At 72.6% G+C, this 26,231-nt stretch carries 29 protein-coding genes; 17 read left to right on the plus strand and 12 right to left on the minus strand.

Translation table 11 applies throughout. The features are described from left to right. Positions 1-46 precede the first annotated feature (46 nt). Entirely contained in the window at positions 47-769 is a 723-nt protein-coding gene (locus tag ACWCQ1_RS04030; RefSeq protein ID WP_451025777.1) for a CBS domain-containing protein, read from the minus strand. A gap of 495 nt (positions 770-1,264) precedes the next feature. Here ACWCQ1_RS04030 and ACWCQ1_RS04035 point away from each other — a divergent pair, with 495 nt between their 5' ends. Continuing rightward, positions 1,265-3,196: a PAS domain S-box protein gene (locus tag ACWCQ1_RS04035; RefSeq protein WP_358605801.1), complete on the plus strand. Its 1,932-nt coding sequence runs from the start codon at positions 1,265-1,267 to the stop codon at positions 3,194-3,196. Between the two features lie 90 nt (positions 3,197-3,286). Here the strand turns inward: ACWCQ1_RS04035 and ACWCQ1_RS04040 are convergent, their stop codons facing one another. Continuing rightward, positions 3,287-3,727, minus strand: coding sequence for a pyridoxamine 5'-phosphate oxidase family protein (locus ACWCQ1_RS04040; protein ID WP_451025778.1), 441 nt, complete (start codon positions 3,725-3,727; stop codon positions 3,287-3,289). A gap of 115 nt (positions 3,728-3,842) precedes the next feature. Next, on the minus strand, positions 3,843-4,517 hold the full coding sequence (locus ACWCQ1_RS04045; protein WP_358605807.1) for a helix-turn-helix domain-containing protein: 675 nt from the start codon (positions 4,515-4,517) through the stop codon (positions 3,843-3,845). A gap of 231 nt (positions 4,518-4,748) precedes the next feature. On the opposite strand from ACWCQ1_RS04045, the gene ACWCQ1_RS04050 reads away from it, so the two are divergent. The 7 genes from ACWCQ1_RS04050 (at position 4,749) to ACWCQ1_RS04080 (ending at position 8,998) form a co-directional block, all read left to right on the plus strand. After that, entirely contained in the window at positions 4,749-5,207 is a 459-nt protein-coding gene (locus ACWCQ1_RS04050) for an SRPBCC domain-containing protein (protein ID WP_451025779.1), read from the plus strand. Next, positions 5,204-5,572, plus strand: coding sequence for an ArsR/SmtB family transcription factor (locus ACWCQ1_RS04055; protein WP_451025780.1), 369 nt, complete (start codon positions 5,204-5,206; stop codon positions 5,570-5,572). Before ACWCQ1_RS04050 ends, ACWCQ1_RS04055 begins: the two co-directional genes overlap by 4 nt. Positions 5,573-5,718: 146 nt before the next feature. Then, positions 5,719-6,270 carry an Rv1733c family protein gene (locus tag ACWCQ1_RS04060; RefSeq protein WP_451025781.1) on the plus strand — a complete coding sequence of 184 codons (552 nt, stop codon included), beginning with the start codon at positions 5,719-5,721 and terminating at the stop codon, positions 6,268-6,270. 136 nt (positions 6,271-6,406) lie between these two features. Then, complete coding sequence (dhaK, locus tag ACWCQ1_RS04065; protein WP_451025782.1) at positions 6,407-7,399, plus strand: dihydroxyacetone kinase subunit DhaK; 993 nt, start codon at positions 6,407-6,409, stop codon at positions 7,397-7,399. A 46-nt stretch (positions 7,400-7,445) separates the two neighbouring features. Continuing rightward, complete coding sequence (dhaL, locus tag ACWCQ1_RS04070) at positions 7,446-8,045, plus strand: dihydroxyacetone kinase subunit DhaL (RefSeq protein WP_451025783.1); 600 nt, start codon at positions 7,446-7,448, stop codon at positions 8,043-8,045. Then, positions 8,038-8,448, plus strand: a complete 411-nt coding sequence (locus ACWCQ1_RS04075) for a PTS-dependent dihydroxyacetone kinase phosphotransferase subunit DhaM (protein ID WP_356764856.1) — start codon at positions 8,038-8,040, stop codon at positions 8,446-8,448. The genes dhaL and ACWCQ1_RS04075 overlap by 8 nt, the downstream gene beginning before the upstream one ends. 13 nt (positions 8,449-8,461) lie before the next feature. Next, positions 8,462-8,998: an N-acetyltransferase family protein gene (locus ACWCQ1_RS04080; protein WP_451025784.1), complete on the plus strand. Its 537-nt coding sequence runs from the start codon at positions 8,462-8,464 to the stop codon at positions 8,996-8,998. On the opposite strand, the gene ACWCQ1_RS04085 is transcribed toward ACWCQ1_RS04080, so the two are convergent. Continuing rightward, positions 8,991-9,629: a TetR/AcrR family transcriptional regulator gene (locus ACWCQ1_RS04085; RefSeq protein ID WP_451025785.1), complete on the minus strand. Its 639-nt coding sequence runs from the start codon at positions 9,627-9,629 to the stop codon at positions 8,991-8,993. The genes ACWCQ1_RS04080 and ACWCQ1_RS04085 overlap by 8 nt on opposite strands. A gap of 132 nt (positions 9,630-9,761) precedes the next feature. Here ACWCQ1_RS04085 and ACWCQ1_RS04090 point away from each other — a divergent pair, with 132 nt between their 5' ends. Further along, positions 9,762-10,523 carry an SDR family NAD(P)-dependent oxidoreductase gene (locus ACWCQ1_RS04090; protein ID WP_358605826.1) on the plus strand — a complete coding sequence of 254 codons (762 nt, stop codon included), beginning with the start codon at positions 9,762-9,764 and terminating at the stop codon, positions 10,521-10,523. A gap of 7 nt (positions 10,524-10,530) precedes the next feature. Here the strand turns inward: ACWCQ1_RS04090 and ACWCQ1_RS04095 are convergent, their stop codons facing one another. After that, positions 10,531-11,217 carry a glycoside hydrolase family 75 protein gene (locus ACWCQ1_RS04095; RefSeq protein WP_451025786.1) on the minus strand — a complete coding sequence of 229 codons (687 nt, stop codon included), beginning with the start codon at positions 11,215-11,217 and terminating at the stop codon, positions 10,531-10,533. 376 nt (positions 11,218-11,593) lie between these two features. Here ACWCQ1_RS04095 and ACWCQ1_RS04100 point away from each other — a divergent pair, with 376 nt between their 5' ends. Next, positions 11,594-12,568, plus strand: coding sequence for a fibronectin type III domain-containing protein (locus ACWCQ1_RS04100; protein WP_451025787.1), 975 nt, complete (start codon positions 11,594-11,596; stop codon positions 12,566-12,568). Between the two features lie 156 nt (positions 12,569-12,724). Next, entirely contained in the window at positions 12,725-13,273 is a 549-nt protein-coding gene (locus tag ACWCQ1_RS04105; protein WP_451025788.1) for a hypothetical protein, read from the plus strand. 12 nt (positions 13,274-13,285) lie between these two features. Here ACWCQ1_RS04105 and ACWCQ1_RS04110 read toward each other — a convergent pair whose 3' ends face one another. From ACWCQ1_RS04110 to ACWCQ1_RS04125, 4 genes are all read right to left on the minus strand, one after another. Continuing rightward, positions 13,286-13,837 (minus strand): PadR family transcriptional regulator, encoded by a 552-nt coding sequence (locus ACWCQ1_RS04110; RefSeq protein WP_133045215.1) that lies wholly within the window; start codon positions 13,835-13,837, stop codon positions 13,286-13,288. A gap of 20 nt (positions 13,838-13,857) precedes the next feature. After that, positions 13,858-15,873, minus strand: coding sequence for an FAD-dependent oxidoreductase (locus ACWCQ1_RS04115; protein ID WP_451025789.1), 2,016 nt, complete (start codon positions 15,871-15,873; stop codon positions 13,858-13,860). A gap of 116 nt (positions 15,874-15,989) precedes the next feature. Next, on the minus strand, positions 15,990-16,358 hold the full coding sequence (locus ACWCQ1_RS04120; protein WP_133045213.1) for a hypothetical protein: 369 nt from the start codon (positions 16,356-16,358) through the stop codon (positions 15,990-15,992). A 105-nt stretch (positions 16,359-16,463) separates the two neighbouring features. Continuing rightward, on the minus strand, positions 16,464-17,339 hold the full coding sequence (locus ACWCQ1_RS04125) for a hypothetical protein (protein WP_358605842.1): 876 nt from the start codon (positions 17,337-17,339) through the stop codon (positions 16,464-16,466). 278 nt (positions 17,340-17,617) lie between these two features. Here ACWCQ1_RS04125 and ACWCQ1_RS04130 point away from each other — a divergent pair, with 278 nt between their 5' ends. Then, complete coding sequence (locus ACWCQ1_RS04130; RefSeq protein WP_451025790.1) at positions 17,618-19,684, plus strand: SpoIIE family protein phosphatase; 2,067 nt, start codon at positions 17,618-17,620, stop codon at positions 19,682-19,684. Between the two features lie 114 nt (positions 19,685-19,798). Further along, complete coding sequence (locus ACWCQ1_RS04135; RefSeq protein WP_133045210.1) at positions 19,799-20,554, plus strand: hypothetical protein; 756 nt, start codon at positions 19,799-19,801, stop codon at positions 20,552-20,554. Between the two features lie 52 nt (positions 20,555-20,606). Here the strand turns inward: ACWCQ1_RS04135 and ACWCQ1_RS04140 are convergent, their stop codons facing one another. Then, positions 20,607-21,398 carry a putative protein N(5)-glutamine methyltransferase gene (locus ACWCQ1_RS04140; protein ID WP_358605851.1) on the minus strand — a complete coding sequence of 264 codons (792 nt, stop codon included), beginning with the start codon at positions 21,396-21,398 and terminating at the stop codon, positions 20,607-20,609. 292 nt (positions 21,399-21,690) lie between these two features. On the opposite strand from ACWCQ1_RS04140, the gene ACWCQ1_RS04145 reads away from it, so the two are divergent. Next, on the plus strand, positions 21,691-22,098 hold the full coding sequence (locus tag ACWCQ1_RS04145; protein ID WP_133045336.1) for a MarR family winged helix-turn-helix transcriptional regulator: 408 nt from the start codon (positions 21,691-21,693) through the stop codon (positions 22,096-22,098). 12 nt (positions 22,099-22,110) lie between these two features. On the opposite strand, the gene ACWCQ1_RS04150 is transcribed toward ACWCQ1_RS04145, so the two are convergent. Together ACWCQ1_RS04150 and ACWCQ1_RS04155 are read right to left on the minus strand one after the other, a co-directional pair. Next, positions 22,111-22,821, minus strand: a complete 711-nt coding sequence (locus ACWCQ1_RS04150) for a GNAT family N-acetyltransferase (RefSeq protein ID WP_451025791.1) — start codon at positions 22,819-22,821, stop codon at positions 22,111-22,113. Then, entirely contained in the window at positions 22,818-23,744 is a 927-nt protein-coding gene (locus ACWCQ1_RS04155) for an NADP-dependent oxidoreductase (RefSeq protein WP_451025792.1), read from the minus strand. The genes ACWCQ1_RS04150 and ACWCQ1_RS04155 overlap by 4 nt, the downstream gene beginning before the upstream one ends. 211 nt (positions 23,745-23,955) lie before the next feature. Here ACWCQ1_RS04155 and ACWCQ1_RS04160 point away from each other — a divergent pair, with 211 nt between their 5' ends. The 3 genes from ACWCQ1_RS04160 (at position 23,956) to ACWCQ1_RS04170 (ending at position 26,122) form a co-directional block, all read left to right on the plus strand. Further along, the gene (locus ACWCQ1_RS04160) at positions 23,956-24,561 is read left to right on the plus strand and encodes a sulfite oxidase-like oxidoreductase (protein ID WP_451025793.1); all 606 of its coding nucleotides are present in this window, start codon (positions 23,956-23,958) and stop codon (positions 24,559-24,561) included. 4 nt (positions 24,562-24,565) lie between these two features. Further along, positions 24,566-25,354 carry a ferredoxin reductase gene (locus ACWCQ1_RS04165; protein ID WP_451025871.1) on the plus strand — a complete coding sequence of 263 codons (789 nt, stop codon included), beginning with the start codon at positions 24,566-24,568 and terminating at the stop codon, positions 25,352-25,354. 174 nt (positions 25,355-25,528) lie between these two features. Further along, positions 25,529-26,122, plus strand: a complete 594-nt coding sequence (locus ACWCQ1_RS04170) for an Rv1733c family protein (protein ID WP_451025794.1) — start codon at positions 25,529-25,531, stop codon at positions 26,120-26,122. Positions 26,123-26,231: the final 109 nt, after the last annotated feature.

Here is a 26,231-nt window from a genome sequence, read left to right on the forward strand (position 1 = left end):
CCCTGGCGTCCAAGGTCCGCCGAACTCCCGCCTGTTCGGCGCCGCCTCAGCCGGCGCCGCCGGTTCCCGGGGGCCGCGCGATCGAGGCGGTGTCCGGCAGATCGGGGTCGAGGTCGGGGTGCCGACGTGGGCCCAGCAGGGCGCAGTCCACGTCCACGACGCCTTCGACGGCACGTGCCAGCCGGGTGGTGACGGGGACCAGGGTGGTGTCGGTGACCCGTCCGGTGATCCGCACGACCCCGTCCCGGACCGCGACATCGATCGGTCCGGCCGTTTCGGGGAACAACGCGGCGACGACGTCGCGGCGGACCTCCTCGGCGATGTCCTCGTCGTCCCGCAGGAAGACCGTGAGCAGGTCGGAACGGCTGACGATGCCGCGCAGCGCGCCGTCCTCGTCGACGACGGGCAGTCGCTTCACCTTGTGCAGCGCCATGATCCGCGCGGCCTGGGCGAGGGAGGCGGAGGCCGGCACGGTGACGGGCGGGCTGCTCATCAGGTCCCCGGCGGTACCCGCGCCCGCCTTCACCAGGTCGGCCAGACGGTGCAGTTGGGTGTACCGGCCGGGGTCGCCGTCGCGGAACTCCTCCTTGGGGAGCAGGTCCGCCTCGGAGACGACCCCGGCCACCCGGTCACCGTCTTCCAGCACCGGCATGGCACTGACGTTCCAACGCCGCATGGTCCGGACGATCTCCTTGAACGGCGCACCTCGACGCAGGGCGACGACGGTACGGGTCATCACATCGCTCACGAGATACGGAGTACCGGTCATGGCGACCTCCCGAGGACTCACGTCACGCGTCCCCATCCATCGCGTGACACCTCCATGCTCGGCCGCACCCGCGACACGTGAAGGGGCCGAACGGTCCACCGCGGGGACCCGGCGGACTCCCGTCGACGCGTCCACGGGACACCGGCCCACGCACCAGCCGATTGCCCCGCGGGCAGCAGCGAACCCGTGTATGTGCCGACCCGGCGAACAGCCACGCACAAGCCCCTTCGCGCCGGAGGTCCTCGCCCGACGCCGGTCCGAGCCACGCGCGGCGGAGGGCCACCTCGTCCCACGCCCACGCACCGTCACCCGCAATGCCAGTTCGGGCGGCATGCGGCGTGGTCCGCCTTTTCGGAAAGCGGTGACGGACAGGTTCGGTCAGTGCGCGGACAGTAGGGGACATCCGGTGGCGGGGCCGGGGTGGGTGCGCTGGGATGGCCCGACCCACCGCGCGGTGAACTGGGGGTTGGCATGAGTGAGTTCGCAGGAGTCGGGATGACCACTGCCGCCGGGGTGGCCGAATGGGACGGCTGCCGGTGTGGTGCGGAGCTCCGGGAGAGCGGGTCGGGGGCCGCCGAGGAGCGGTTCAGGGGACTTCTGGAGGCGGCCCCGGACGCCATGGTGATCGTCGACGACACCGGGACCATCCGGCTGGTCAACGCCCAGACCGAGGCACTCTTCGGCTACCGGCGCGAGGAACTGCTCGGCCGCCCCGTCGAGTTGCTGATGCCGCACCGCTTCCACGAGCAGCACACCAGGCACCGCCACGGCTACACCGCCAACCGTCAGGTCCGCCCGATGGGCGCCGGCCTGGACCTGCACGGACTGCGCAAGGACGGCACCGAGTTCCCCGTCGAGATCAGCCTCAGTCCGCTGGAGACGACCGACGGACTCCTGGTGTCGGCCGCCGTACGGGACGTCAGCGACCGCAAGGCCGCCGAGGCCCGCATCAACGAACTGGCCGCGCTCGTCGAGTCCTCCCAGGACGCCATCCTCGCCAAGACCCTCGACGGATACATCACCTACTGGAACGCCGCCGCCCAGAGCCTGTACGGCTACACCGCCGAGGAGGCCATCGGCCGGCACGTGTCGCTGCTCGCTCCACCGGAACTGCGGGAGGAGGTCAGCTCGCTGCTCAAACGGCTGCGACACGGGGAGAAGGTCGAACACTTCGAGACGCTGCGGCTGACCAACACCGGCGACCTGCTGGACGTCGACGTCACGCTCTGGCCCACCCGCGACACCGACGGCACGGTCGTGGGCGCCTGCGCCATCGTGCGGGACATCAGCGACCGCAAGCGCGCGGAGGCCGAACTCACCGCGCTCTACGAGCAGCAACGGCACATCGCCCTGACCCTGCAGCGCAGCCTCATGGGCGCCCCGTCCGCCATCCCGGGCCTGGCCACGGCGAGCCGCTACCGGCCCGCCACCCAGGGCGCCGGTGTGGGCGGCGACTGGTTCGACCTGATCCCGCTGGGCGCCGACAGGGTCGGCGTGCTCATGGGCGACGTGATGGGCCGCGGCCTCGAAGCGGCCGCCGTGATGGGCCAGTTGCGCTCGGCCGCCCACGCCCTCGCCAAGACCGGCATGCAGCCGCGCCAGCTGATGCAGGCCCTGGACACCTGCGTGACCGACCTCGACGTCCCCGACCAACTGGTCACCTGCTGCTATCTGGTGATCGCCCCGGACGCCGGGACGGTGACCGTGTGCTCGGCCGGCCACCTGCCCACCCTGGTCGCCCTGCCCGGCGAGGGCGTCAGCAACCTCGACTCGCCCGTCAACGCGCCGCTCGGCGTCGGCGGCGTCCTCTACCAGCAGTCCTGCACGGCCATCCCGCCCGGCGCGACCCTCGTCCTCTACACCGACGGACTGATCGAGACCCCGGGCAGCGACATCGAGGGCAGGATCGAGGAACTCACCACCGTTCTGGGCCGCTCCTTCGCCGAGGCCCCCGGTCTGGAGGCCGTGGCCGACCGGGTGCTGGCGAGCCTCCTGCCCGACGCTGACAGCCACAACGACGACGTCACCCTGCTGCTGGCACAGCTGCCCGCCGCCCCGCTGGCGTCCATCAGCGCCGACCTGCCCGCCATACCGTCGTCGGTGCCCGAAGCGCGCGCCTTCCTGCACAAGGCACTCGAGGCCTGGGACTGTGCCACGGCCACGGACGACGCGGTCCTGCTCCTGTCGGAGACCCTCACCAACGCGGTCCAGCACGCCGTCGGCCCCATCGGCCTGCACCTGCGCCGCACCGACACCGACCTCACCGTCGAGGTCAGCGACCACAGCCCGCACCTCCCCCAGCCCCGGCTGGCCGCCGACGACGAGGAGTCCGGACGAGGCCTGCTGCTGGTGCGGGCACTCGCCGACGACTGGGGGGTACGGCCCACCGACGAGGGCAAGACCACCTGGTTCACGCTCAAGCTGTGACGAACCGCGGGCAGGGGGGCCGACGGCACAAAACCGGTGCCGCCGTAAAGCCCTTGAGCGACTGTTCAAGCGCGATGGCTGACCGGGCGTTCAGGGGGCCAGCTGCACCCCGTACAGGCTGCGTCCGCCGACCAGTTCGCGGCCGGTGACGAGTTCCGGCTCGATGCGCACGAAGACCTCCCGGGGCGAGGGCACCCAGGACCGCGGGCCGGTCCGGGTCAGGCGCTCGTGCTCCGCGGGGTCCGTCACCACCATCGCCGGGCCGGTGACGACCACGCTCCAGCCCGAGTGGGTGGCCGCGTCGACCTCGTCGACCTCGAAGGCGACGACCACGCCGTCGACCGCGCGGGCCAGCTCCGAGGCCGCCGAGGTACGCAGCAGAACCGCGCCGTCGCCGTCCAGGGTGAAGTTGACGGGCAGCACGGCGGGCAGGGCCTGCCGGGTGTGGACGATCCGCCCGACGGGCACCTTCGCCAGCAGACGCAGGCACTCCGGCCGTTCGAGTTCGCGGAAACCGTCGTTCGGATACATGGGCCAGCCCGTCTCTCACCTGGGTACATCGCTGGAGCGTTCCGTCCATCCTGCGCCGGGCGAGCCCTCGGGGTGAGGGACCATCGGTCCTCGTCCGCGGGCAAAACGTCCCGGATCACACCGTGATGCGGCGCCCGGTGACGGCGAGGGGATCGACGCGCACCCACTGCTCGCGCCGTCCGCCCGCCCAGGGCGTGCTGTGCGCCAGCTCGGCGAGCCGGCCCGCCTCGGCGGGATCCGTCACGATCTCGGCGTACCCCCGCACCAGCACGCTCCAGCCGCTGCTGAAGGCGTCGTCGATGCGGTCGACCTCGAAGGCGACCCGGTGGCCGGAGGCCCGTGCGGGCGTGGTGCCCGGTGCGGTACGGAAGACGATCGCGCCGTCGACGACGCTGTAGTTGACCGGCACGACCAAGGGCCCGGAGGCGGTGGGCACCGCGATCCGTCCCACTCCGTGCGTGTCCAGCAGGGCCCGGCACTCCGTGGCGCTCAGCTCGACGAAGTCCGGCTCGCGCACCGCGCGCCCCGGGCCCGGCGGTTGATCGGTGTCACCGCCGGTGAGGTCCCGCACGGTGGTCTCCAGGGCCTCCGCCAGCCGCAGCAGGACGCCCGGTCCGGGGGCGGCGCCGGGGTGCTCCTCGACGTAGCGCAGATAGCCCGGGGCCATGCCGGCCCGGTCGGCGGCCTGCTCGCGGCTCAGTCCGAGTTCCGTACGCCGTGCGACGAGCCGACGCCCGAGATCACCCGGCGCGTGCGCCTCGACGGCCTGGGAAGGTGCGTTGTCCGCCATGGCTCGTCACTCCCTCTCGACTCCCTCTCGTCGGATCGGCCGCCCGTACCCGGACGAACGCGTGCGACGCACGGATGGCCCTCCACCCCCATGGTGTCCGGGACGCCATGTCCGCACTTGGGCCGGTCGGCCCTGGTTGCGGGGGCCGTTCATATACGCAACCAAGTGGTTGCACATTCCGCGCTCGACGTGCAACCTAGTGGTAGCGCATCCACACGAAACGAGGTTGCGATGCTTCCCGACGTCATCGAACGCGACATCCTGATCAACGCGCCCGTGGAACGGGTCTGGACGGTCCTCACCGAACCCGCCTTCCTGGGCCGCTGGTTCGGCAACGGCGACCCGGTCAAGGTCGAGCTGCACCCCGACGGCCTCCTGCTCTTCGATCACGGCGTGCACGGCACCATCCCGGCCCGCATCCAGACGGTCGATCCGCCGCACACCTTCTCCTGGCGCTGGTCCCAGGGCGCCGCGGGCGAGGAACCGACCGATGCCAACGCCACCCTCGTCACCTTCACGCTCGCCTGGGACGAGAGTGCGGGAGGCACCCGGCTCACCATGGCCGAGAGCGGATTCACCCGGCTCGGCCTGCCCGCCGACGAGGCCGCCGATCGCCACCGCGCCAACAGCCGGAACTGGCCCGGCAAGCTCGGCCAGCTGCGTGAGCAGTGCGAGCGGCCCGCAGCATGACCGGAGCGGACGGCGGCGAGCACGCGCCCGAGGACGTCCTGCTGGCGCTGGCCGATCCGGTCCGCCGCCGGATCATCGCCACACTCGTCCGCGACGGCGACGCGACCTCCACGTCCCTCGCCGCGCCCCTCCCGGTCACACGGCAGGCGGTGGCCAAGCATCTGGCCGTCCTGGAGCGCGCGGGGCTGGTGCGTGGGCGACGGAGCGGGCGCGAGGTCCGTTACGCCGCGGACCTCCAGCCACTGCGGCACGCCACGCGTTGGCTGGACACCCTGGCGGAGCAGTGGGAGGGCCGTCTGCGGTCGATCAAGGCACTGGCCGAACAGGACGCCGAGCCCGGAGGCGATGCCAGCGACGGACCGTGACCGACGGTCCGCGAAAGGGCCCGATCGGCCCATCCGCATCTCGCCACTGGTTCCGGTCGGCCCCGGACCCGCCCCTGGTCGGCCCATCCCGCACCGCGCTCCCCGGCTGCCACCGTGCAGGTGGTGACGAGAGGGAGGTGCGGCCGATGCGCGCACACGGGCGGACCAGTCGGTGGCTGTGGCGGTGGCGGGCCAACCCGCTGCGGCGGCACGACGACGTTCTGGAGGCCTGGCTGGTGCTGGCCGTGTGGCTGATCGTCGCGGTGGGCGGCACCTTCGCCGGGTTCATGGCGGCCCGGTCCGCCGCCGACGTCTTCGCCCGCCAGCGCGCCGAGCGCGCCCCCGTTCAGGCCGTTCTGCTCACGGACGCGCCCCGGGCCTCACAGACCTATCGCCGAGCTCTGGTGACGGTCCGCTGGACGCCAGCGGGCGGGCCCGCACGAACCGGGACGGCTCTGGTGGACGCGGGCCGTACCGCCGGATCTCATGTCGTCGTCTGGACGAACACCCGGGGTGACCTGACCACCGAACCGCCGGGTCCGACCGAGTCGCTCGCCGAGGCCGTCCTCTTCGGAGCCGGTGCCGCGCTCGCGGTGACCGGACTGGGACTCGGTGCCGGGGCCGCCGGGAGGTGCCTGCTGGACCGGCGGCGGGTCGAGTCCTGGGGCCGGGAATGGGACCAGCTCGCGCCCCACTGAGACGGCCGCCCGGGCCCCCTGGAACGCAGCGGGATCCCGCCGTCCACGTGACCTTCGCCCTCCGAGCGCGGATACTTCCGAGAGTGGCAGCAGTACGGGCCCAGGAGCCGGACGCGCATCTCACCAGGAGGAACCCATGAAGATGTTGATCAACGTTCCGGAAACCGTGGTAGCCGACGCGTTGCGGGGCATGGCGGCGGCGCATCCCGAGCTGACGGTCGACGTGGAGAACCGGGTGATCGTACGGCGCGACGCCCCCGTGGCCGGAAAGGTCGCCCTGATCTCCGGCGGCGGCTCGGGGCACGAGCCGCTGCACGGCGGTTTCGTCGGCCCCGGCATGCTGTCGGCCGCCTGCCCGGGCGAGGTGTTCACCTCCCCGGTGCCGGACCAGATGGCGCGGGCCGCGGCGGCCGTGAACAGTGGGCCCGGTGTGCTGTTCATCGTGAAGAACTACACCGGTGACGTCCTGAACTTCGACATGGCGGCGGAGCTCGCCGAGGACGAGGGCATCCAGGTCGCCAAGGTACTGGTCAACGACGACGTGGCGGTCACCGACAGCCTCTACACGGCGGGCCGGCGCGGTACCGGCGCGACGCTGTTCGTGGAGAAGATCGCGGGCGCGGCGGCGGACGAGGGCCAGCCGCTGGAGCGGGTGGAGGCGATCGGCCGGCAGGTCAACGAGAACTCCCGCAGCTTCGGCGTCGCCCTCAGCGCCTGCACCACCCCCGCCAAGGGCAGCCCCACCTTCGATCTGCCGCCCGGCGAGCTGGAGTTGGGCATCGGCATCCACGGCGAGCCCGGCCGGGAGCGGCGCGCGATGATGACGTCCGGCGAGATCGCCGAGTTCGCGGTGGGCGCGATCCTGGACGACATGACCCCGCGCAATCCGGTGCTCGTCCTGGTCAACGGCATGGGCGCGACCCCGCTGCTGGAGCTGTACGGGTTCAACGCCGAGGTCCAGCGCGTGCTCACCCAGCGGGGTGTGGCCGTCGCCCGCACCCTGGTCGGCAACTACGTGACCTCCCTCGACATGGCGGGTGCCTCGGTCACCCTGTGCCAGGTCGACGAGGAACTGCTGCGCCTCTGGGACGCGCCGGTGAAGACGCCGGGGCTGCGCTGGGGGATGTAGCACCGCGGGCCGGGGTGTCAACGTACCTACCACGCAAGGAGATCCAGTGCTCGACGCCGAGTTCTTCCGCCGTTGGATGACGGCGACCGCCGCGTCCGTCGACCGCGAGGCGGAGCGGCTCACGGCCCTCGACTCGCCCATCGGGGACGCCGACCACGGCAGCAATCTGCAGCGCGGTTTCAAAGCCGTCATCGCGGCGCTGGAGAAGGAGGCGCCCCAGACCCCCGGTGCGGTCCTGACGCTCTCGGGACGGCAGCTGATCTCGACCGTCGGCGGTGCCTCGGGGCCGCTGTACGGCACACTGCTGCGCCGCACCGGCAAGGCACTGGGCGATGCCGCCGAGGTCGACGAGGGTCAGCTGGCCGAGGCGCTGCGGGCCGGCGTGGACGCGGTGATGGCGCTCGGGGGTGCCGCACCGGGCGACAAGACCATGATCGACGCGTTGGTGCCGGCCGTGGACGCGCTCGGCGACGGCTTCCCGGCGGCCCGGTCGGCGGCCGAGCAGGGTGCGCTGGCGACGACACCGCTGCAGGCCCGCAAGGGCAGGGCCAGCTATCTCGGCGAGCGCAGCGTCGGCCACCAGGACCCCGGCGCCACCTCGTCGGCGCTGCTGATCGCGGGGCTCGCGGAGGCGGCCGGTGAGTGACGACAAGACGGTCGGGATCGTGCTGGTGTCGCACAGCGCGGAAGTGGCCGCGTCCGTCGCCGAGTTGGCGAAGGGGCTGGCGGGCGGCGGGACGTCGGTGCCCGTCGCCCCCGCGGGCGGCACCGAGGGCGGCGGACTCGGCACGAGCGCGGAGCTGATCGCCGCGGCGGCCGCGTCCGTGGACCGGGGTGCCGGGGTGGCCGTGCTCACCGATCTCGGCAGTGCCGTGCTCACGGTGAAGGCGCTGCTCGCCGAGGGCGACGAACTCCCCGCGAACACCCGTCTGGTGGACGCGCCGTTCGTGGAGGGCGCGGTGGCCGCGGTCGTCACGGCGGCGGCCGGAGCCGACCTCGCAGCGGTCGAGGCGGCGGCAGCGGAGGCGTACACCTACCGAAAGGCCTGACCGACAACCGATCATGACCAGTACTCAGACGCTCTTACGGACCGCGGACGTCGGCGACGTGGAGGGAATCACAGAGCTGCACACCCAGGCCCGTACCGCCTACTACGCGGCGGGCGGAGTGCCGACGGCGGAGCTCGACTCGCCCGAGGCGTACGCCCGTCGGCGGGAAGGCTGGCTGCGGGCCGTGCGGGCCGACGACATGACCGTGGTCTGCGCCGAACAGGCGGGCGAGCTCGCGGGGATCCTGATGGCGGGGCCTCCCTACGAACCCGATGTGGACGCGGAGACCGTGGGCCAGCTCTACCAGATCCATGTCCGTCCGGGCTCCTGGGGCCAGGGCGTCGGCGGTCGGCTGCACGCCGAGTTCGTGCGGTTGCTGCGTGACGCGTCGCTGGCGACCGGCGTGTTGGAGGCCTGGGCGCGCAACAGCCGGGCCCAGGACTTCTACGTGCGGCACGGGTGGCGGCCGGACGGGCATCACCGGCCCGGGCCCGGGGGCGCCGACTATGTGCGGATGCGCCTGCATCTGGCCCAGCAGGGGCTCAGGTAAGGCCGCTCGCCACCGTCTCGAGGGCCGTGCGCAGGGTGGCCAGGAGCTCGGCCTCCGCGGTCGCGAGGCTGGGCTCCGTGTCCGCGGTGCGCCAGGCGTGGTGTTCGACCGCCGCGCGCAGCGCCGCGTTGAACATCGCCGCCTGGATGACCGGCCGCAGATCACCGGCCGGCAGTCCGGCCCGCTCGGCGAGGGCACCGGCGAACGCCGGCTCGGCCTCGTCGTACGTCTGCAGCCAGACGGCCCGTAGCCCCGGCTCGGTTCGGGTCAGTCGTACCAGCGCCCCCACGGTGGCCCGGTCGGGGCCCGCGACGAGTTGGAGGTCCGTCGTGTACTCGGGCGCGAAGATCTCCTCCAGCGGCTGTCCGGGCCGCCATTCCCGCAGACGGGCGGCGAGCATGTGGATGCCGGCCGTGAACAGGGGCCGTACGCAGGCCTCCTTGCTGGGGAAGTAGCGCCACACGGTCCGCGCGGAGACGCCCACGGCCTGGGCGATCTGCTCGCCGGTGGTGGCCGCGACGCCCTGGGTGACGAACAGGTCCACCGCGGCCCGGGCGATCTCCAGCCGGATCTCCGCCTTGCGCTCCTCCGTGAGCGGCGGTCGTCCCGTGCGTCCGCTGGCTGCGGTCATGTGTTCCTCCGGCTCCGTGATCGGTCCTCCGGAATTCTCCACCACCATTTTATGTCACTCGCCGACATTAAGTCGTAGGGTGGGCCCTGCCCCACCGGGCGACCCGCCCCGCACAACGACAGGAGCACCCCCATGGCCAGCGGACTCGACGGCAGAAGCGTCATCGTCACCGGAGCGGGCTCGGGCATCGGGCGCGCCACCGCCCTGGCCTTCGCGGCGGAAGGATCCCGGGTCCTGGTCGCGGACCTCAGCGAGGAGGGAGCGCACGCCACCGTCAAGGACATCGAGCAGGCGGGCGGCACCGCGGTCGCCGTCGTGGGCGACCTGAGCGAGCAGGCCGTGGTCGACCGGGTGACCGAGACGGCGGTGGAGCGGTTCGGCGGGGTGGACGTCCTCGTGAACAACGCCGGGATCATGGACCGTATGTCGGCGCTCGCGGACGTGAGCGACGCCGAGTGGGAGCGGGTGATCCGGATCAACCTGACGGCGCCGTTCCTGCTGACGCGGGCGGTGCTGCCGCACATGCTGGCGGCGGGCCGGGGCTCGGTCGTCAACACCGCCTCGGAGGCGGGCCTGCGCGGCAGCGCGGCGGGCGCGGCCTACACCGCCTCGAAGCACGGGGTGGTGGGGCTCACCAAGTCGCTCGCGGTGATGTACCGCAAGCAGGGCATCCGCGCGAACGCCATCGCCCCGGGCGGCACCGCGACCAACATCGCGGTGGACGCCGACCAGGCCGCGCACGGCCCGGCCGCGCTCGGCCCGCACTTCGTCAACCTCGGCCGTATCGCCCAGCCCGAGGAGCAGGCCGCCGCCATCGTGTTCCTCGCCTCGGACGCGGCGAGCAACATCAACGGCGTGGTGCTGCCAGTGGACGACGGCTGGTCGGCGGTCTGAGGCCCGGTCACTTGCCCCGTACGAACAGCCGCGCCAGCCGCCGTCCGGTGGCGACGGCGGCGGCGCGGTCCTCGATCGGCTTGACCTGCGAGTCCTTGAAGACGATGTAGGTGACGCCGGAGGCCGCGCCGCCGCCGCGCGGATCGGGGCTGATGCCGAGGCCGCGGGCGGTGGCGTAGGAGGCTTCACCGATGATCCCGCGGGGGCCGATGTCGCCGACGACCGCGTACTGCACCCGGTCGCGGTAGACGACGGCGGCGACCGAACCACCGCGCACCCCGTGGTTCCAGATACGGCTCACGGCCGGCACGACGATGTACGGCAGGCTCTCCGCGCTCAGATGGCGGCCGTCGGACTGCTGGAAGGCGGTGGCGGCGGTGAACAGCGGGTCGGTACGGCGGTTGCAGCGCGGGCCGGGCCGGCCGTCGCAGTCGATGTCCAGGTCCGCCTTCCAGAAGACGGCGTCCCGCGTGGCGCAGACCGGGACGGTGGCCGGGGCGCCCTCGTCGCTGCGGTAGCGGCCGCGTGAGATCTGGGCGCAGTCGCGCACCTCGGCCAGCAGGTCGGCGGCCCGGACCTCACCCTGGCGCCAGGCGACGGGCTCCTCGGCGATGCCGTGCAGGGATGCGGGCAGCGCGGCCGGGGCGAGCAGGGCGGCGCAGGCCACGGCCGGCGTCAGCGACGGGACACGCACGATGAGGGACCCTCTCCTGGGGAACACTGACGAACACTCAGCCCAATGTGTTGCCCATTTGATCGTGCGGCTACCGCTGAGGGGCCGTACGGCGCACGCGCCGAAGTACGGGCAGGGGCCGGGCACCTGAGCCCGCGTCGGCTCCGGCCGCCCGGCCACCCGCGTCCGGCGCGGGATCAGCGACGACAGCGGTCCGCGCCACCGGCATGAACTGACCGTCCCCCAAGGAGAGTTCAGCCGCGAGGACCTTCAGCATACGTAACGGCCACGGGCCCACGTCACCACCCCGGGCCGCTACGCGCCCTCTTGATGTACCTGCAACAACAGCGTCATATTGGTACGGACCATTGCCGTCCTGTCCCCGGGAGGCACAGCCGTGCCACGTGCCGCCGTACTCCCCCGCCGACTCCTGGCGCCGATCGCGGGCCTGGTCCTGGTCTGCTCCTGCGGCTGGGGCGGCGACGGGGACGACGGGCGGGCGCCGGGCGCTCCCGGGGGTGTCACCGCGGCGGCGGGCAGCTCCAGCAGTGTGCACGTGATGTGGGACGCGGTGTCCGCCCAGCCCCGGGTCCGCGTGTACGAGGTGTATCGCGGCACCACAAAGGCCGCGGAGGTGCCCGCTTCCGAACACATGGTGGACGTCACCAGGCTCAGGCCGTCCACCATGTACGTCTTCACCGTGCGGGCGCGCGACACACAGGGCCGCCTCGGGCCGCCCAGCGGGGAGGTCCGCGCGACGACTCCCGCCGCCGTCCCGGCCGACGACACCCCGCCGAGCCGCCCGGGCCGGACCAGCGGCCGGGCGGTCGGCGGCCGGGAGGTGCAGCTGGCCTGGTCCGCGTCGAGGGACGACACGGCCGTGCTGTCGTACGACGTGTACCAGGGGTCCGCGAAGATCCACAGTGTCGGCGGGAGTCAGACGGCGACCGTGGTCACCGGACTGCGGCCGGGCACCCGGTACGTCTTCACCGTCCGCGCCCGCGACGCGGCCGACAACCTCTCCCCGCCCGGGCCCGCCGTACGTCTCACCACGCCCGGCACCGACGACGGCCGCGGCACCGCGCCCACCGGCTTCAGCGTGACCGGTCACCGTGCCGACGGCGCGTACTTCCTGGACCTGTCCTGGAGCCCGCCGCGCACGGACGGCGTGGTCGGCGAGTACCAGATCCTGCTGGACGGGAGGACGGCGACCTCGCTCGTGTACGGCGCGAACGCGCCGCGCGAACGGGCGTCGTACTCGTTCTACGTGGGCCGCCGGGCGGGGGTGAGCCACCGGGTGCGGATCCGGGCACGGCTGCCCGACGGCAGCTGGGGCGGGTTCTCGGCGGAGCGGACCGTGACGACCGGCTGATGGGCCGGACGAAGGAATCCGTCACCTGAGCGGGGGCCGTCCGCATGCGCGGCGGGTCGGGGGCGCATTGGCTGCCCCTGAGGCAGCACGGGCGTTCCCCGACCCTCGGCGGCACCAGGGATGTACCGCCGACCGTGCCGCCGGAGGGCAGTCCTGATGCGCAACTCCCAGCTTCCGATCCGCTCCGGCCTGGCGGTGGCAGCCGTCGCCGCGCTGCCCCTGGCCCTGGCCGCCCCGTCCGCCTCGGCGGTGGGGACGGGCATCTCGGTGAGCACCAGCGGTTCGACCGTCTCGGTGACGACCACCGTGTGCAACCAGACCAGCAGCAGCGGCATGTGGGGCACGGCCTCGCTGCTCAACAGCGGCCAGTCGAACTTCGCCCAGGGGCGCCAGGTGGCGCTCGCCGGGACGACCAGCCAGCAGTCGGCGGCGTGGCAGGGCGTGAGCCCCGGCACCTACACCGTCATCGTGATGTGCTCCTTCAACAACACCACCGCGGGCACGCAGTCCATCATCGTCGCGGCCCCCTCGTCGCCGACCATCTCCGCCACCTCCTCGCCGTCCCGCGGTGTCATGGGCGGTCTCGGGGGTGCCGTCAAGGACTACGGCCCGGTCACCCTGGGCGTGGGCGGCGCGCTGGTCGGGGCGGGCGTCATCGCGTCCGGCTGGTTCCTGCGCCGCCGATCGAAGCCGTACCGCCTCTGACGGCGAACGGGCTCACGCCGGGCCGGAGTCCGGCAGTTCGCCGAACTCCTCCAGCGCATCGGTGAGCCACCGGGTCCAGAAGGTCTCCAGTTCGATGCCCGCCCGCAGGACCAGGTGGCGCAGCTTGTCCTCGGAGGTGTCCCGGCCGGGCGGGAAGTCGCGCTTCTCGATCTCCTCGTACTCCGCCAACTGCCGCCGGTGCAGGTCGAGATGGCGGCGCAGATCGGCCTCGATGCCCTCCGTTCCCACCACCGCCGACGCGCGCAGCCGCAGCAGCAGCGTGTCGCGGTGGGGCCTGGGGTCCTGGGAGGCGGCGGTCCAGCGGGCCAGTTCGGCGCGGCCCGCGGGCAGCACCTCGTAGCTCTTCTTCTGCCCGCGGGCCGGCTGCTCGGTGGGCAGCGCCCGGATGTGCCCCTCGGCCTCCAGCTTCCCCAGCTCGCGGTAGATCTGCTGATGCGTCGCCGACCAGAAGTAGCCGATCGACCGGTCGAAGCGGCGGGTCAGCTCCAGCCCCGAGGACGGCTTCTCGAGCAGGGCGGTGAGGATCGCGTGCGGGAGGGACATGGGCACATCCTAGGGAGGCTCTACAGGGCGGCCGCGACCTCGGTGCCCTGCAGGATCGCCCGCTTGGCGTCCAGCTCCGCGGCCACGTCCGCACCCCCGATCAGGTGCGCGTCGCGCCCGGCGGCGACCAGCTCGTCGTACAGGTCGCGGCGCGGCTCCTGGCCGGTGCACAGCACGACGGTGTCGACGGGCAGGACGGTGGACTCCTCACCGACGGTGATGTGCAGCCCGGCGTCGTCGATGCGGTCGTAGCGCACGCCCGGGACCATGGTGACGCCGCGGTGCTTGAGCTCGGTGCGGTGGATCCAGCCGGTGGTCTTGCCCAGGCCAGCGCCGACCTTCGACGTCTTGCGCTGGAGCAGGTGCACGGTCCGCGGCGGGGCGGTGCGCTTCGGTGCGGAGAGCCCGCCGGGCGCCCGGTAGTCCATGTCGACGCCCCACTGCCGGAAGTACGTCTCCGGGTCCTCGCTCGCCGCGTCGCCGCCGTCGGTGAGGAACTCGGCGACGTCGAAGCCGATGCCGCCGGCGCCGAGGACGGCGACGCGCTCGCCGACGGGCGCCTCGCCGCGCAGGACGTCGAGGTAGCCGACGACGCTCGGGTGGTCGACGCCCGGGATGTCCGGGGTGCGCGGGGTGACGCCGGTGGCGACGACCACCTCGTCGTAGTCCGCCAAGTCAGCTGCTTCGACGGGGGTGTTCAGACGTACGTCCACACCGTGGGCGTCGAGCTGGTGGCGGAAGTAGCGCAGGGTCTCGTCGAACTCCTGCTTGCCGGGGACCTTGCGGGCCACGTTCAGCTGACCGCCGATCTCGCTCGCCGCGTCGAACAGCGTGACGGTGTGGCCGCGTTCGGCCGCGGACACCGCGCAGGCGAGGCCCGCGGGACCGGCCCCGACGACGGCGACGCGCTTGGTCAGACGGGTCGGCGAGAGCACCAGCTCGGTCTCGTGGCAGGCGCGCGGGTTGACCAGGCAGGAGGTGATCTTCCCGCTGAAGGTGTGGTCGAGACAGGCCTGGTTGCAGCCGATGCAGGTGTTGATGGCCTCGGGCGTCCCGGCCGTGGCCTTGGCGACGAAGTCCGGGTCGGCGAGCATCGGGCGGGCCATCGACACCATGTCCGCGTAACCCTCGGCGAGCAACTCCTCGGCGAGTTCCGGGGTGTTGATGCGGTTGGTGGTGACGAGCGGGATCGACACCCGGCCCATGATCCGCCGGGTGACCCAGGTGTAGGCGCCGCGCGGCACGGAGGTGGCGATGGTGGGGATACGGGCCTCGTGCCAGCCGATGCCGGTGTTGATGATCGTCGCACCGGCCGCCTCGACGGCCCGGGCGAGCGTGATCACCTCGTCTAGCGTGGAGCCGCCGGGGACCAGGTCCAGCATGGACAGCCGGTAGACGATGATGAAGTCCTCGCCGACGGCCTCGCGCACCCGCCGGACGATCTCCACCGGGAAACGCATGCGGTTGTCGTAGGAGCCGCCCCAGCGGTCGGTGCGGTGGTTGGTCCCGGCGGCGATGAACTCGTTGATGAGGTAGCCCTCGGAGCCCATGATCTCGACGCCGTCGTAGCCGGCCCGCCTGGCCAGCCGGGCGGCGCGGGCGTAGTCCTCGACGGTCTGCTCGACCTCGTCGTCGGTCAGCTCCCGGGGCACGAAGGGGCTGATCGGCGCCTGTAGCGGGCTCGGCGCGACCAGGTCCTCGTGGTAGGCGTACCGCCCGAAGTGCAGGATCTGCATCGCGATCCGGCCGCCCTCGCGGTGCACGGCCTCGGTGATCACCGCATGCTGCTCGGCCTCCGCGTCGGTGGTCAGCTTCGCCCCGCCCCCGTACGGCCGTCCGGCCTCGTTGGGCGCGATCCCGCCGGTGACGATCAGGCCCACGCCACCGCGGGCCCGGGCGGCGTAGAACTCCGCCATCCGCTCGAAGCCGCGCTCGGCCTCCTCCAGGCCGACGTGCATGGAGCCCATGAGGACGCGGTTGGGCAGCGTGGTGAAGCCCAGGTCGAGCGGGTTCAGCAGATGCGGGTAACGGCTCATGGCGCCCCTCCGTCGCGGTGTGGTCCCTCAGTTGTAGAGGACCGCACCGCGTTTGTGCAACTAGTTGCACAAAGGAGGGGGAGGCCGAGCCTCAGCGGCTCCGGAGGGGCCGAAGCTCAGCGGCCCTCCAAAATCACATGCAGCTCCCGCTCCTGGTCGCCGGAGGCCGACGAGAGATCCCGCACCGTGAACAACGGCTCCAACGTGCTCCGCAGCCGCTCGATCGCCCAGTAACCCCCCTGCGCGTCCAACTCGACCGAGGACGACAGACGCGTCGGCACCGGACACTCGTGCGCGTCCGTCACCTCGAACGTGCCGAGCCACACCATCGGCCGCGTCTCGTGCAGCTGCTGCGGCACCTCGTCGGCGCCCCGGTCGGACTCGAAGCACGCGCACAGCGTGTCGAAGACGATCCGTGCGTCCTCCTTGCTGCATCCGCTGATCTCGAGGGAGACCGGCTCCTCGTGCAGTCGCTCACGGTCCATCGTGATCGCTCCTCTCATGGGCGGTGACGCGGTCCGGCGGGTTCCCGGCGAACCGCGTCACATCCCCAGAAAAGCACCACTGTCCGGGCCGTACCAGCGAGCGGCTCAGCCCTTCTTGAAGCGGTAGGTCTTGCTGTCCGTCAGCACACAGAAGCCCGGCGAGACGACGATCACGCGCAGGGTGCCGTCCCGGCGGTCGTAGTCGATGCCCTCCGCCTCGAAGGTGCCCGAGCAGCCACTGCGCAGGGGCAGCTGACGCAGGGCCGTGACATGGCCCAAGACGTCCGAGGTGCCGTTCGGCGCGGCGGACAGGTCGACCTGGAGCAGCGGCTTGGTGATGCCGAACAGGGTGCCCGCGGGGTCGTCGGAGGAGCACAGCAGGGTCGTGGGTCCGGAGAAGTCGCAGCCCTGCACGTCACGGACGGCGTGGTCGAGGTTGACGGTGGCGACCTGCGGGAGGTTCGCCGAGGGCGAGGTGCTCGCGTTGACGCCGGGTGTAGGGAAGACCAGGAAGCGGGTCATGGTGCCGTACTCCCCCGACAGCATCCACTGACCGTCGGGCGAGATCGCGTCCCAGGAGTTGTTCAGCGCCTCCCCGGGGCTCAGCGTGTGGACGTACTCGGACCAGCCGCCGCCGGGTGCCTGGACGCGGTACATCTTCGCGGTGCCGGAGTCGGCCTGGTAGGGCTCGACGTAGTAGCCGTTGTAGGAGGCGTCGGGGTCGCCGACGTGGTTCCAGCCGCGGCTGGAGACGCTGACCGGGATGGTGCCGATGCCGGTGTAACGGTTGGGGCTGCCGGCCGGGACCTCGACGGAGGTGAGGCCCTGGCTCTCGGTCAGCGGGTCGGCGCGGTCGGAGCCGACCTCGGTCCAGGTGTCGGCGGCGGAGGCCGGCGGGGCGGCGGACAGCAGGGCGGCGGTGGCGAGGGCGAGGGCCGCGGTCAGGGCCGCGTGACGACGTCGCCGGGCGCGCAGAGGCATGCAAGGGCTCCTCGGGGAGGGTGGGGGCGGGCCTGCTCGGCGGACAGTCTGGCCGCGTCAGATGGTCATGTACAGACCAGATCGGTAACGGGGGCCGTCGCTTCGGCGACGGTCCGTGGCCGGTACTGTCGTCACCACTTCGAGGACGCCGCCGCCTGTGTCGAGAGATGGTGGAGGTGGGCGACACAGGCGTCACAGCGACGGTTGAGCGCGGTAGAACAGGGGAGTCGGCACGGGGGAACGGCGTGCCGCGTCAAGGAACGAAGGCGGTGCGTGGAATGAGTGCACCTGGGTTTCCGGTGACCGACGGCGACGAGTCGGTGCGCCCGAGCGGTCTGCTCGACGTCCTGGGCGTGGCCTCGGTGGTCCTGGACGCCCAGGGACGGGTCGTGCTGTGGAGCCCGCAGGCCGAGGAGCTGTTCGGCTATCCGGCGAAGGAGGCCCTCGGCGAGTACGCGGCCCGGATCATGGTGCACGAGCAGCACCTCGACCTGGTCGTGAAGCTGTTCGCCGACGTGATGGTGACCGGCCAGAGCTGGGCCGGTGCCTTCCCCATCCGGCGCAAGGACGGCAGCACCCGCCTGGTGGAGTTCCGCAACATGCGGCTGCTGGACGACCGGGGCGACGTCTACGCGCTGGGCCTGTGCGCCGACCGGTCGACGGTACGGCAGCTGGAGCGGGACGTGGCGCTGTCCACCCGGATGATCGCGCAGTCCCCCATCGGACTGGCCGTCCTGGACACCGAGCTGCGGTACGTCTCCGTCAACCTGGCCCTGGAGCGGATGAACGGAGTGCCCGCCGAGGATCACATCGGCCGCCGTATCGCCGAGGTCGTGCCCAACCTGGAGGTCGAGGCGCTGGAGGCGGCGGCGCGCCGGGTGCTGGAGACCGGGCGGCCGCTCGTCGACCAGCGGACCGTGGGCCGCACCCCGGCCGATCCGGACGAGGAGCGCGCCTGGTCGATCTCGCTGTACCGGCTGGAGGACGCGTTCGGGCACGTACTGGGAGTGGCCGGGTCGATCCTCGACACCACCGAGGAGCACCGGGCGCGGGTGGAGGCGGAGGCCGCTCGGCGGCGGCTGACGCTCATCGCGGACGCCTCCGCCCGGATCGGCACCACGCTGGAACTGGACCGTACCGCCTGTGAGCTGGCGGAGGTCGCGGTGCCGGAGCTGGCCGACTGGGCGTCGGTGGACCTGCTCGAGGCGGTGGTCCAAGGCAGACGCAGCACACTGCGTCCCTCGGAGCCGGCCGACATACGGGCCCTGGCCGTGCGGGCCGACGACGACCCTCCGGTGCCGGCGGCCGCCGACCGGCCGGAAAAGGTGGCCCGGTACGGCCCCGACCTCCTGGTCACCGAGTGCGTGCGCACGGCCCGGCCGGTCATGGTCGCCGAGGTCGAGGCCGCCGACCTGCCCCGCATCGCCCGCTCCGAGGAGGCGGCCGGGCAGCTGGCCGAGGCGGGCGTGCACTCCTATCTGGCGGTACCGCTGATCGCCCGCGGCGAGGTGCTGGGCGCCCTGGAGCTGGAGCGCACCCGCAATCCCGTGCCGTTCAGCGAGGACGACCTGCTGCTCGCCCGCGAACTCGCGGCGCGGGCGGCGGTGCAGATCGACAACGCCCGCTGGTACCAGAACGCCCGTGACACCGCCCTCACCCTGCAACGCAGCCTGTTGCCCAGCCATCCGCCGGTCATCGGTGGCCTGGAGGTCGCCTCCCGCTACCAGCCGGCGGGCGCCACCAGCGAGGTCGGCGGCGACTGGTTCGACGTGATCCCGCTGGAGGACGGCAAGACCGCGCTGGTCGTCGGCGACGTGATGGGCAGCGGCATCAACGCGGCGGCCACCATGGGCCGGCTGCGTACCGCGACCAACACCCTCGCCTCCCTCGACCTCGACCCGGCCCGCCTCCTGGAGCACCTCGACCGGATCACCGAGGGCCTGGACCACTCCATCGCCACCTGCGTGTACGCCGTCCACGACCGCGAGCTGCGGCAGTGCCGCATCGCCAACGCCGGGCATCTGCCGCCGGCCCGGCTGCGTGAGGGGCACCCCCCTGAGCTGCTGGAGCTGCCCACCGGTGCGCCGCTGGGCGTCGGCGGGGTCGCCTTCTCCACCACCACGGTCGATCTGGAGCCCGGCGACCGGCTGGTCTTCTACACCGACGGTCTCGTCGAGACGCGCCAGCACCCCCTCGACGAACGCCTGGACGCGCTCCTGGCCCTGCTCGACGGCCCCGACCGCCCGCTGGAGGAGGTCTGCGACCTGCTGCTGCGCACCCTGCACCAGCCGGACAACTCCGACGACGTGGCCCTGCTCATCGCCCGGGTCCAGCAGCCGCACTGATCCGTACGCGTGTTCTCACAGGTACTGATTACCTGACCCTTATCGCGCCCATCGCACAATCACAGGTAGGTGTGGCATGGGGATGCCCGGTGCCTTGGCCGATGGGAGCGAGCCGTGACGGATCAGGAACCCACTGCCGGAGGAGCGCCGGACCGGCATGGCGAGACGACACCGGACTGGGAAGTGATGACGGGTCCGGGCGGGGCCGACCCCGCCTCGGGCGAGGCCTGGGACAGGGTCTGGCGGCGGCGTTCGGCCCGGTCCCGCGCGGTGATCGCGGCGGCCACGGTCGCCGTCCTGGCCCTCGGCGGCACCGTCGCCTACGCGACGACCTCCGGCGGCTCGGGCGGCGGCGCCACCCCGTCCGCGTCCGGCTCCGCGTCACCGTCCCCGAGCGGGCCCGAGGGCCGGCACGGCGGCCGGTGGTTCGACTTCGGCGGCATGGGCGTGCACGGCGAGGCCACGGTGAAGGACCAGGACACCGGCAAGTGGGTGGTACGGGTCTGGCAGCGCGGCACCGTCGAGAAGATCTCCGGCGACCAGGTCACCGTCAAGAGCGAGGACGGCGCCTCCTGGACATGGACCTTGAACTCGGACACCACGGTCCTGCACGACGGCGCCGAGGGTTCCGGTACCGACGGCATCAAGAAGGGCGAGACCGCGGTCCTGGTCGGCACCCGCGCGGACGACGGCACCCGCACCGCCACCCGCGTCCTGTCCGGAACCTTCGCCGACAAGGGACCCGGCGACGAGGGCCCAGGCGACAGGAACCCGGGCGGCTGGCACGGCGGCTTCGGCGGCCACGGCCCCCACGACTGGCGGATGCCGACCCCGTCACCGAGCCCATCGGGCAACGGGGCGACGACCTGACGAATCTCTCTGTTGAGCGTTCAGCTCGGCTCGTCCAGCGTCCACCGGGTCGCTATCGCCTGGTGCCGATCACCACGTGGGCGTTCCACTCCTCCGAGACCGCCAGACGGGTCGTCAGCCCGGCGCCGGTGAACGCCTCGACGGCCGCGGGTGCCTGTGCCTCGCTCGTCTCGATCAGCAGGCAACCGCCCGGTGCCAGCCAGTGCGGTGCCTCGGTCGCGACCCGGCGCAGGACGTCGAGTCCGTCCGTGCCGCCGTCGAGGGCGACCAGCGGTTCGTGATCGCGGGCCTCGGCGGGCAGCAGGCCCACCTCGTCGGTGGGCACGTAGGGGACGTTGGCGGCGAGGATGTCGACGCGGCCGCGCAGGCCGGCCGGCAGTGCGGCGAACAGATCGCCCGCGTGGACGTGTCCGCCGACGCCTGCGACATTGCGGCGGGCGCAGCGCACCGCGGCCGGGTCGATGTCGGCGGCGTGCAGTTCGGTGTCGCCGAGCGCGGTGGCCAGAGCGGTGCCGACGGCGCCCGAGCCGCAGCACAGGTCCACCACGACGGACGCACCGGGGACCTGGACAAGAGCCTGCTCGACGAGGAACTCGGTACGGCGGCGGGGTACGAAGACGCCGGGTTCGACGAGGATGCGCAGGCCGCGGAACTCCGCCCACCCCAGGACGAGTTCGAGGGGCAGACCGGCCACGCGGCGGTCGACCAGGGCGGTGAGTTCCCGCGGTGTGCGGGCCTGGGACAGGATCAACCGGGCCTCGTCCTCGGCGAAGACGCAGCCCGCCGAACGCAGGACGGCGGCGACGGATTCGACCGACGAGGACGACAAGGGAGATGAGGGCATGGAAGCCGAGAGCCTTTCGGTGGGGCGAAGGGCGCTCTCGCGGTCGCCTACCGGCGGCGATCCGCTTCGACCAGAGGAGAGAGCACCCGACCTGACACAGCGGTAATGGGTCTCACCTCCTCGTTCTCCGGCGGCCGGGACGTTCCCCGGCCGGACGGAAACACTACCCCAACCGTCGTACGCCGACGGTCTCCTCCTGATTGACTCCGTGAAGTTGTACCGTACAACTAGGGGGGCGGAGTGAGGAGGAGCCGTGGACGCGGATGAGGCCGTGGAGACGATTCAGCGCGAGATGACGGTGTTCGCCCGCCGCGCCCGGGCGTCGGCGGGACGGATGCACCCCGAGCTGTCCCTGGTGTCGTACACGTTGCTGGGGCATCTGGAGGAGAGCGGCGGTTGCCGGGCCACCGATCTGGCGGCCCACTACGCCCTGGACAAGTCGACGGTCAGCCGCCAGGTGGCCGCGCTGGAGCGGGCCCGGCTGATCGAGCGACGTCTGGACGCCGACGACCACCGCGTCCAGGTCCTGCAGCTGACCGACGCCGGCCGCGAGATCCTCGCCCAGGTCACCGACAGCCGCCGGGCGGCCTTCCGCGAGCGGCTGGAGGGCTGGCCGGAGGAGGACCTGGAGCGGTTCGCCTCCTATCTCGTGCGCTACAACACGTCGGGACGGGCGGACCGCGTCACCTCGCGGCCCTGATCCCGGCGTGCCCTAAGCGACCGTCACCGCCTGTTCGTCCGCGAGGTGTTCCGGTACGCGGGCCGCGCCGAACGTGGTGGTGCGCCGCAGTCGGAAGCCGAGGGACTCGTAGAGGCGGATGGCGTTCGTGTTGCCGGCGCCGGTGTGCAGGAACGGGGTCTCGCCGCGTTCCCGTATGCCGTGCGCGACGGCGCGGATCAGCCGGGTCGCGAGGCCCTCGCCGCGGAAGGCGGGGTCGGTGCAGACCGCGCTGATCTCGGTCCAGCCCGGCGGGTGCAGCCGCTCCCCCGCCATCGCTATCAGCGCGCCCTCCCGCCGTATGCCCAGGTAGGTGCCCATTTCGATGGTGCGGGGCAGGAAGGGGCCGGGCCGGGTGCGTTCGACCAGATCGAGCATCTCGGGGACGTCGGCGGGACCGAGGCGGACGGCCTCCGGCTCGGGCGCTGTCTTGAGACCGTCGTCGACCAACTGCACGCCCTCGACATGGAAGGTGACCTCCCAGCCGGCCGGCACCGCGCCGCTGAAGCCGAGCAGCGGCACCTCGGCGCCGGGGCCCGCGAGGGCCGCGAGGCCGGCCCAGTCACCCGCGTCGGGCTCGTCGGGCAGCGCCAGCCAGGGCGTCACGTCGACCGGGTAGCGCACCACCCGCCCGTGCCACTCGGCGAAGTGGGCGTGCGGGCCGGTAAGGGAGGCGAGGGCGGGGTTGTCCAGGACGTGGCTCACGCGGCGACCTCGATCACGATCTTGCCGCGCGCGTGGCCTTCCTCGACCTCGCGCAGCGCCTCGCCGGCCCGCTCCAGCGGATAGGTGCCGGTCACGTGCGGGTCCAGGTCGCCGTCGATCACCAGCTGGGCGACCGCGTCCAGGACCGCCGCGTTGCGGGCCCGGGCGACCCGGGCCCCGCCGAGTTCCTCGACGGTCGCGGGCGGCGCGGCGGCGGTGACCAGCTTCGTGCGGTCCTCGAGCAGTGTCGCCGCCTCGGTGAGCACCTCATCGCCGACGAGGTCGTAGACACCGTCCACGCCGTCGGGCGCCGCCGCGCGCACCCGCGCCGCCAGGTCCGGTCCCGAAGGGACGTGCACCGCGCCCAGCGCCTCCACGAAGTCCTTCTTCGCCTCGCTCGCGACGCCCACCACCCGCAGACCGAGGGCGCGGGCGATCTGCACGGCCGCGCTGCCGACCCCGCCGCCCGCGCCGGTGACCAGGACAGTCGCGCCGACGGGCAGGCCCAGCTGGTGGACGCCGTCGTACGCGGTCGCGGCGGCGACCGGGAGGGTGGCAGCGTCCCGGAAGGAGAGGCCGGCCGGCTTGTGCGCCGTGATGTCGGCGGGCAGCAGCGTGTACTCGGCATAACCGCCGGTCGCGGTGTTCCCGAAGACCTCGTCCCCCACGGCGAACCCCGTCACATCGGCGCCGGTCTCGACGACGACACCGGAGACCTCGTTGCCCAGCACCACCGGAAACAGCGGCTCACCGGTCTCGCCGGGGCGCCGGAAGCCGGTGCGCAGCTTCCAGTCGACAGGATTCACACCCGCGGCCCGCACCGCGACCAGCACCTGCCCGGGGCCCGGGCTGGGCCGGTCCAGGTCGACGAGGGCCTCGGTCTCCGGTCCCCCGAACCGCGTGTAGACGTACGCCTTGGGCATGCTCCACTCTCCTTCGCTGCCGCGTGGTCACCGGGTGTACGGGACACCGGTTCCGGCATCAGACGGCAAGGCGCGGGCGGGGGGCGCTATTCCCGGGGCCGGGGAGTGTTCATACGTCTTTAATGATCGACGGGCGGCCCGGGGCAGGGGCCGGTCCGGGCGGCACGTACGGTTGACCGGTAGGCCATCACTTCCGTCCCGCTGGATCCGTATGAACGTCACCCGAGGCTTCATCGGGCGCCCCCGCGCCCACCGTCCGGGCCTCCCGCCCGGCCAGTACGACACGGGCGACGACTGGCCCGTGCTGTCCGCGGAGGTCACCCCCGAGCTGGCGCCGGACGACTGGACCTTCCGCGTCGACGGGCTGGTCGAGCGGCCGTGCACCTGGGACTGGGACGCGGCGCACGCGCTGCCGGCGTCGGCCTACGAGGGTGACATCCACTGTGTGACGAGCTGGTCGAAGTTCGGGGTCCGGTTCGGGGGCGTGTCGCTGGACGCCTTCCTGGACGTGGTGCGGCCCCAGGCGTCCGCCACCCATGCCGTCGCCTACTCGCACACCGGGTATACCGCGAACCTGCCGCTCGCGGACCTCACCGGCGGCCGGGCCTGGATCGCGTTCACGTACGAGGGCGAGCCGCTCGCTCCCGAGCACGGCGGGCCGGCGCGGCTGCTGGTGCCGCACCTGTACTTCTGGAAGAGCGCCAAGTGGATCGCGGGCATCCGGCTTCTCGACCACGACGAGCCGGGTTTCTGGGAACGGAACGGCTACCACGAGCGCGGCAACCCGTGGAAGGAGCAGCGGTACTCCGGTGACTGAGCAGATGACCGCAGCGACCCCTTCCGCAGCAACGGCCCCTTCTCCCGCCTTCACTCCCCCGACGCGCTTCGCCGTGCCCGGCCGTGTCGCCGTGAGCGGCCAGGCCGCCGCGGTCTGGCAGACGGCCACGCTGACCGAGGTCCGCCGTGAGACGCCGTACGTCTCGACGTTCCGGTTCGCGGTGCCCGCCTGGCCTGGGCACCTTCCGGGGCAGCACCTGATGCTGCGGCTGACCGCCGAGGACGGTTATGTGGCCCAGCGCCACTACTCGATCGCCTCCGCGCCGGACAACCGCGGGCACATCGAGCTGACCCTGGACCACGTGGAGGGCGGCGAGGTCTCCGGCTGGTTCCACACGGTGGCCGAGCCCGGCGACGTGGTGGAAGTGCGCGGTCCGGTGAGCGGGTTCTTCGCCTGGCCCGGCGACCGGCCCGCCCTGCTCATCGGCGCGGGCTCCGGGGTCGTACCGCTGATGTCGATGGTCCGGCACCGCCGGGCGCGCAGCCTCGACGTGCCGCTGCGGCTGCTGGTGTCCGCGCGCAGCCCCGAAGAGCTCGTCTACGCACGGGAGTTGGGCGCCGAGACGACGCCCGTGTTCACGCGCCGCGCACCGCGGGGCGTGGCGGTGGGACGTATGGCCGCCGCACATGTGGCGCCGCTCCTGGCCGAGCCGCCCGACGGTGGGTGGGAGGCCTATGTGTGCGGCTCGAACGCCTTCGCCGAGCACGCCTCGCGGCTGCTGGTCGAGGCCGGCCAGCCGGTGGACCGGATCCGCATCGAACGCTTCGGCTGACGGCCGGACACCGGGGCCGTCACCGGCCGTTCACGGTGAGCGATCTTCGAGGCGCTGGGTACCCGATGTCCATGGGCACTCGCGCGCGCACATGGTCCGGGGGGACAATACGGACCAAGCAGGTACGGCTGAACGTATGGCCCCTCCGGTTTCGGTGACGGCGAGGAGGTCGACATGCGGACCCGGGTGCGCGGCTGGCGCTGGCGGCGCAATCCGCTGCGGCGCCGGTCGGACGTGGTGGAGGCGTGGACGACGCTGGTCGTCGCGCTCCTGCTGTTCGTCGGCGCGCCGCTCGCGGGGGCCGTCACGGGCTGGTGGGCGCACGACCGGGCCGGGGCCGCGGCCGCGGCGGAGCGCGCGGACCGGCATCGCACGCGTGTGGTGGTGGTCGGCGCGACGCCCGAGCGGGCGCCCGCGGTGCAGGGCGGCCGGGAGCACTCGTTCCTGGCGACCGTGCGCTGGACGGACCCCGTCACCGGGCCGCACACCACCGAGGCGCGCGTTCCCGCGGGCACGCGGCACGGGGAGACGGTGGACGCGTGGTTCGACGCCCGCAACCGGCCGGTGGGTCCGCCGCCGGGCCGGACGCAGATCTGGCAGCACACCGTCACCATGGGCGTCTGTGCCGCGGGCGGCGCGGTAGCGGTGATCCTCCTCGGCAACTCCGTCGTCCGGCGCGTGGCCATCGGGCATCGGCTGACCGAGTGGGAGCGGGAATGGGCCCGCACGGAGCCGCAGTGGACCCGCCGCCAGGCGGGCGGACCGTGACGGCCGCTGTGCGGATGTGATCGCGCGGGCGCCGTCCGGGAAAGATCTGGCCAGTGGTCCGATCGCACACGTACGGTGTTGATCATCCGCACGGTCCCTATGCGAAGGC

The organism is Streptomyces sp. NPDC002144, from assembly GCF_053593695.1.

Coding starts and splice junctions, on each gene's coding strand:
- ACWCQ1_RS04050 (WP_451025779.1), top strand. CDS start 4,749: ATGCTTCCCGACGTCATCGAACGCGACATCCTGATCAACGCGCCCGTG.
- ACWCQ1_RS04090 (WP_358605826.1), top strand. CDS start 9,762: ATGGCCAGCGGACTCGACGGCAGAAGCGTCATCGTCACCGGAGCGGGC.
- ACWCQ1_RS04160 (WP_451025793.1), top strand. CDS start 23,956: ATGAACGTCACCCGAGGCTTCATCGGGCGCCCCCGCGCCCACCGTCCG.
- ACWCQ1_RS04165 (WP_451025871.1), top strand. CDS start 24,566: ATGACCGCAGCGACCCCTTCCGCAGCAACGGCCCCTTCTCCCGCCTTC.
- ACWCQ1_RS04080 (WP_451025784.1), top strand. CDS start 8,462: ATGACCAGTACTCAGACGCTCTTACGGACCGCGGACGTCGGCGACGTG.
- ACWCQ1_RS04130 (WP_451025790.1), top strand. CDS start 17,618: ATGAGTGCACCTGGGTTTCCGGTGACCGACGGCGACGAGTCGGTGCGC.
- ACWCQ1_RS04170 (WP_451025794.1), top strand. CDS start 25,529: ATGCGGACCCGGGTGCGCGGCTGGCGCTGGCGGCGCAATCCGCTGCGG.
- ACWCQ1_RS04145 (WP_133045336.1), top strand. CDS start 21,691: ATGACGGTGTTCGCCCGCCGCGCCCGGGCGTCGGCGGGACGGATGCAC.
- dhaK (WP_451025782.1), top strand. CDS start 6,407: ATGAAGATGTTGATCAACGTTCCGGAAACCGTGGTAGCCGACGCGTTG.
- ACWCQ1_RS04060 (WP_451025781.1), top strand. CDS start 5,719: ATGCGCGCACACGGGCGGACCAGTCGGTGGCTGTGGCGGTGGCGGGCC.
- ACWCQ1_RS04115 (WP_451025789.1), bottom strand. CDS start 15,873: ATGAGCCGTTACCCGCATCTGCTGAACCCGCTCGACCTGGGCTTCACC.
- ACWCQ1_RS04110 (WP_133045215.1), bottom strand. CDS start 13,837: ATGTCCCTCCCGCACGCGATCCTCACCGCCCTGCTCGAGAAGCCGTCC.
- ACWCQ1_RS04055 (WP_451025780.1), top strand. CDS start 5,204: ATGACCGGAGCGGACGGCGGCGAGCACGCGCCCGAGGACGTCCTGCTG.
- ACWCQ1_RS04040 (WP_451025778.1), bottom strand. CDS start 3,727: ATGTATCCGAACGACGGTTTCCGCGAACTCGAACGGCCGGAGTGCCTG.
- ACWCQ1_RS04045 (WP_358605807.1), bottom strand. CDS start 4,517: ATGGCGGACAACGCACCTTCCCAGGCCGTCGAGGCGCACGCGCCGGGT.
- ACWCQ1_RS04035 (WP_358605801.1), top strand. CDS start 1,265: ATGACCACTGCCGCCGGGGTGGCCGAATGGGACGGCTGCCGGTGTGGT.
- ACWCQ1_RS04125 (WP_358605842.1), bottom strand. CDS start 17,339: ATGCCTCTGCGCGCCCGGCGACGTCGTCACGCGGCCCTGACCGCGGCC.
- ACWCQ1_RS04140 (WP_358605851.1), bottom strand. CDS start 21,398: ATGCCCTCATCTCCCTTGTCGTCCTCGTCGGTCGAATCCGTCGCCGCC.
- ACWCQ1_RS04105 (WP_451025788.1), top strand. CDS start 12,725: ATGCGCAACTCCCAGCTTCCGATCCGCTCCGGCCTGGCGGTGGCAGCC.
- ACWCQ1_RS04155 (WP_451025792.1), bottom strand. CDS start 23,744: ATGCCCAAGGCGTACGTCTACACGCGGTTCGGGGGACCGGAGACCGAG.
- ACWCQ1_RS04120 (WP_133045213.1), bottom strand. CDS start 16,358: ATGGACCGTGAGCGACTGCACGAGGAGCCGGTCTCCCTCGAGATCAGC.
- ACWCQ1_RS04030 (WP_451025777.1), bottom strand. CDS start 769: ATGACCGGTACTCCGTATCTCGTGAGCGATGTGATGACCCGTACCGTC.
- ACWCQ1_RS04085 (WP_451025785.1), bottom strand. CDS start 9,629: ATGACCGCAGCCAGCGGACGCACGGGACGACCGCCGCTCACGGAGGAG.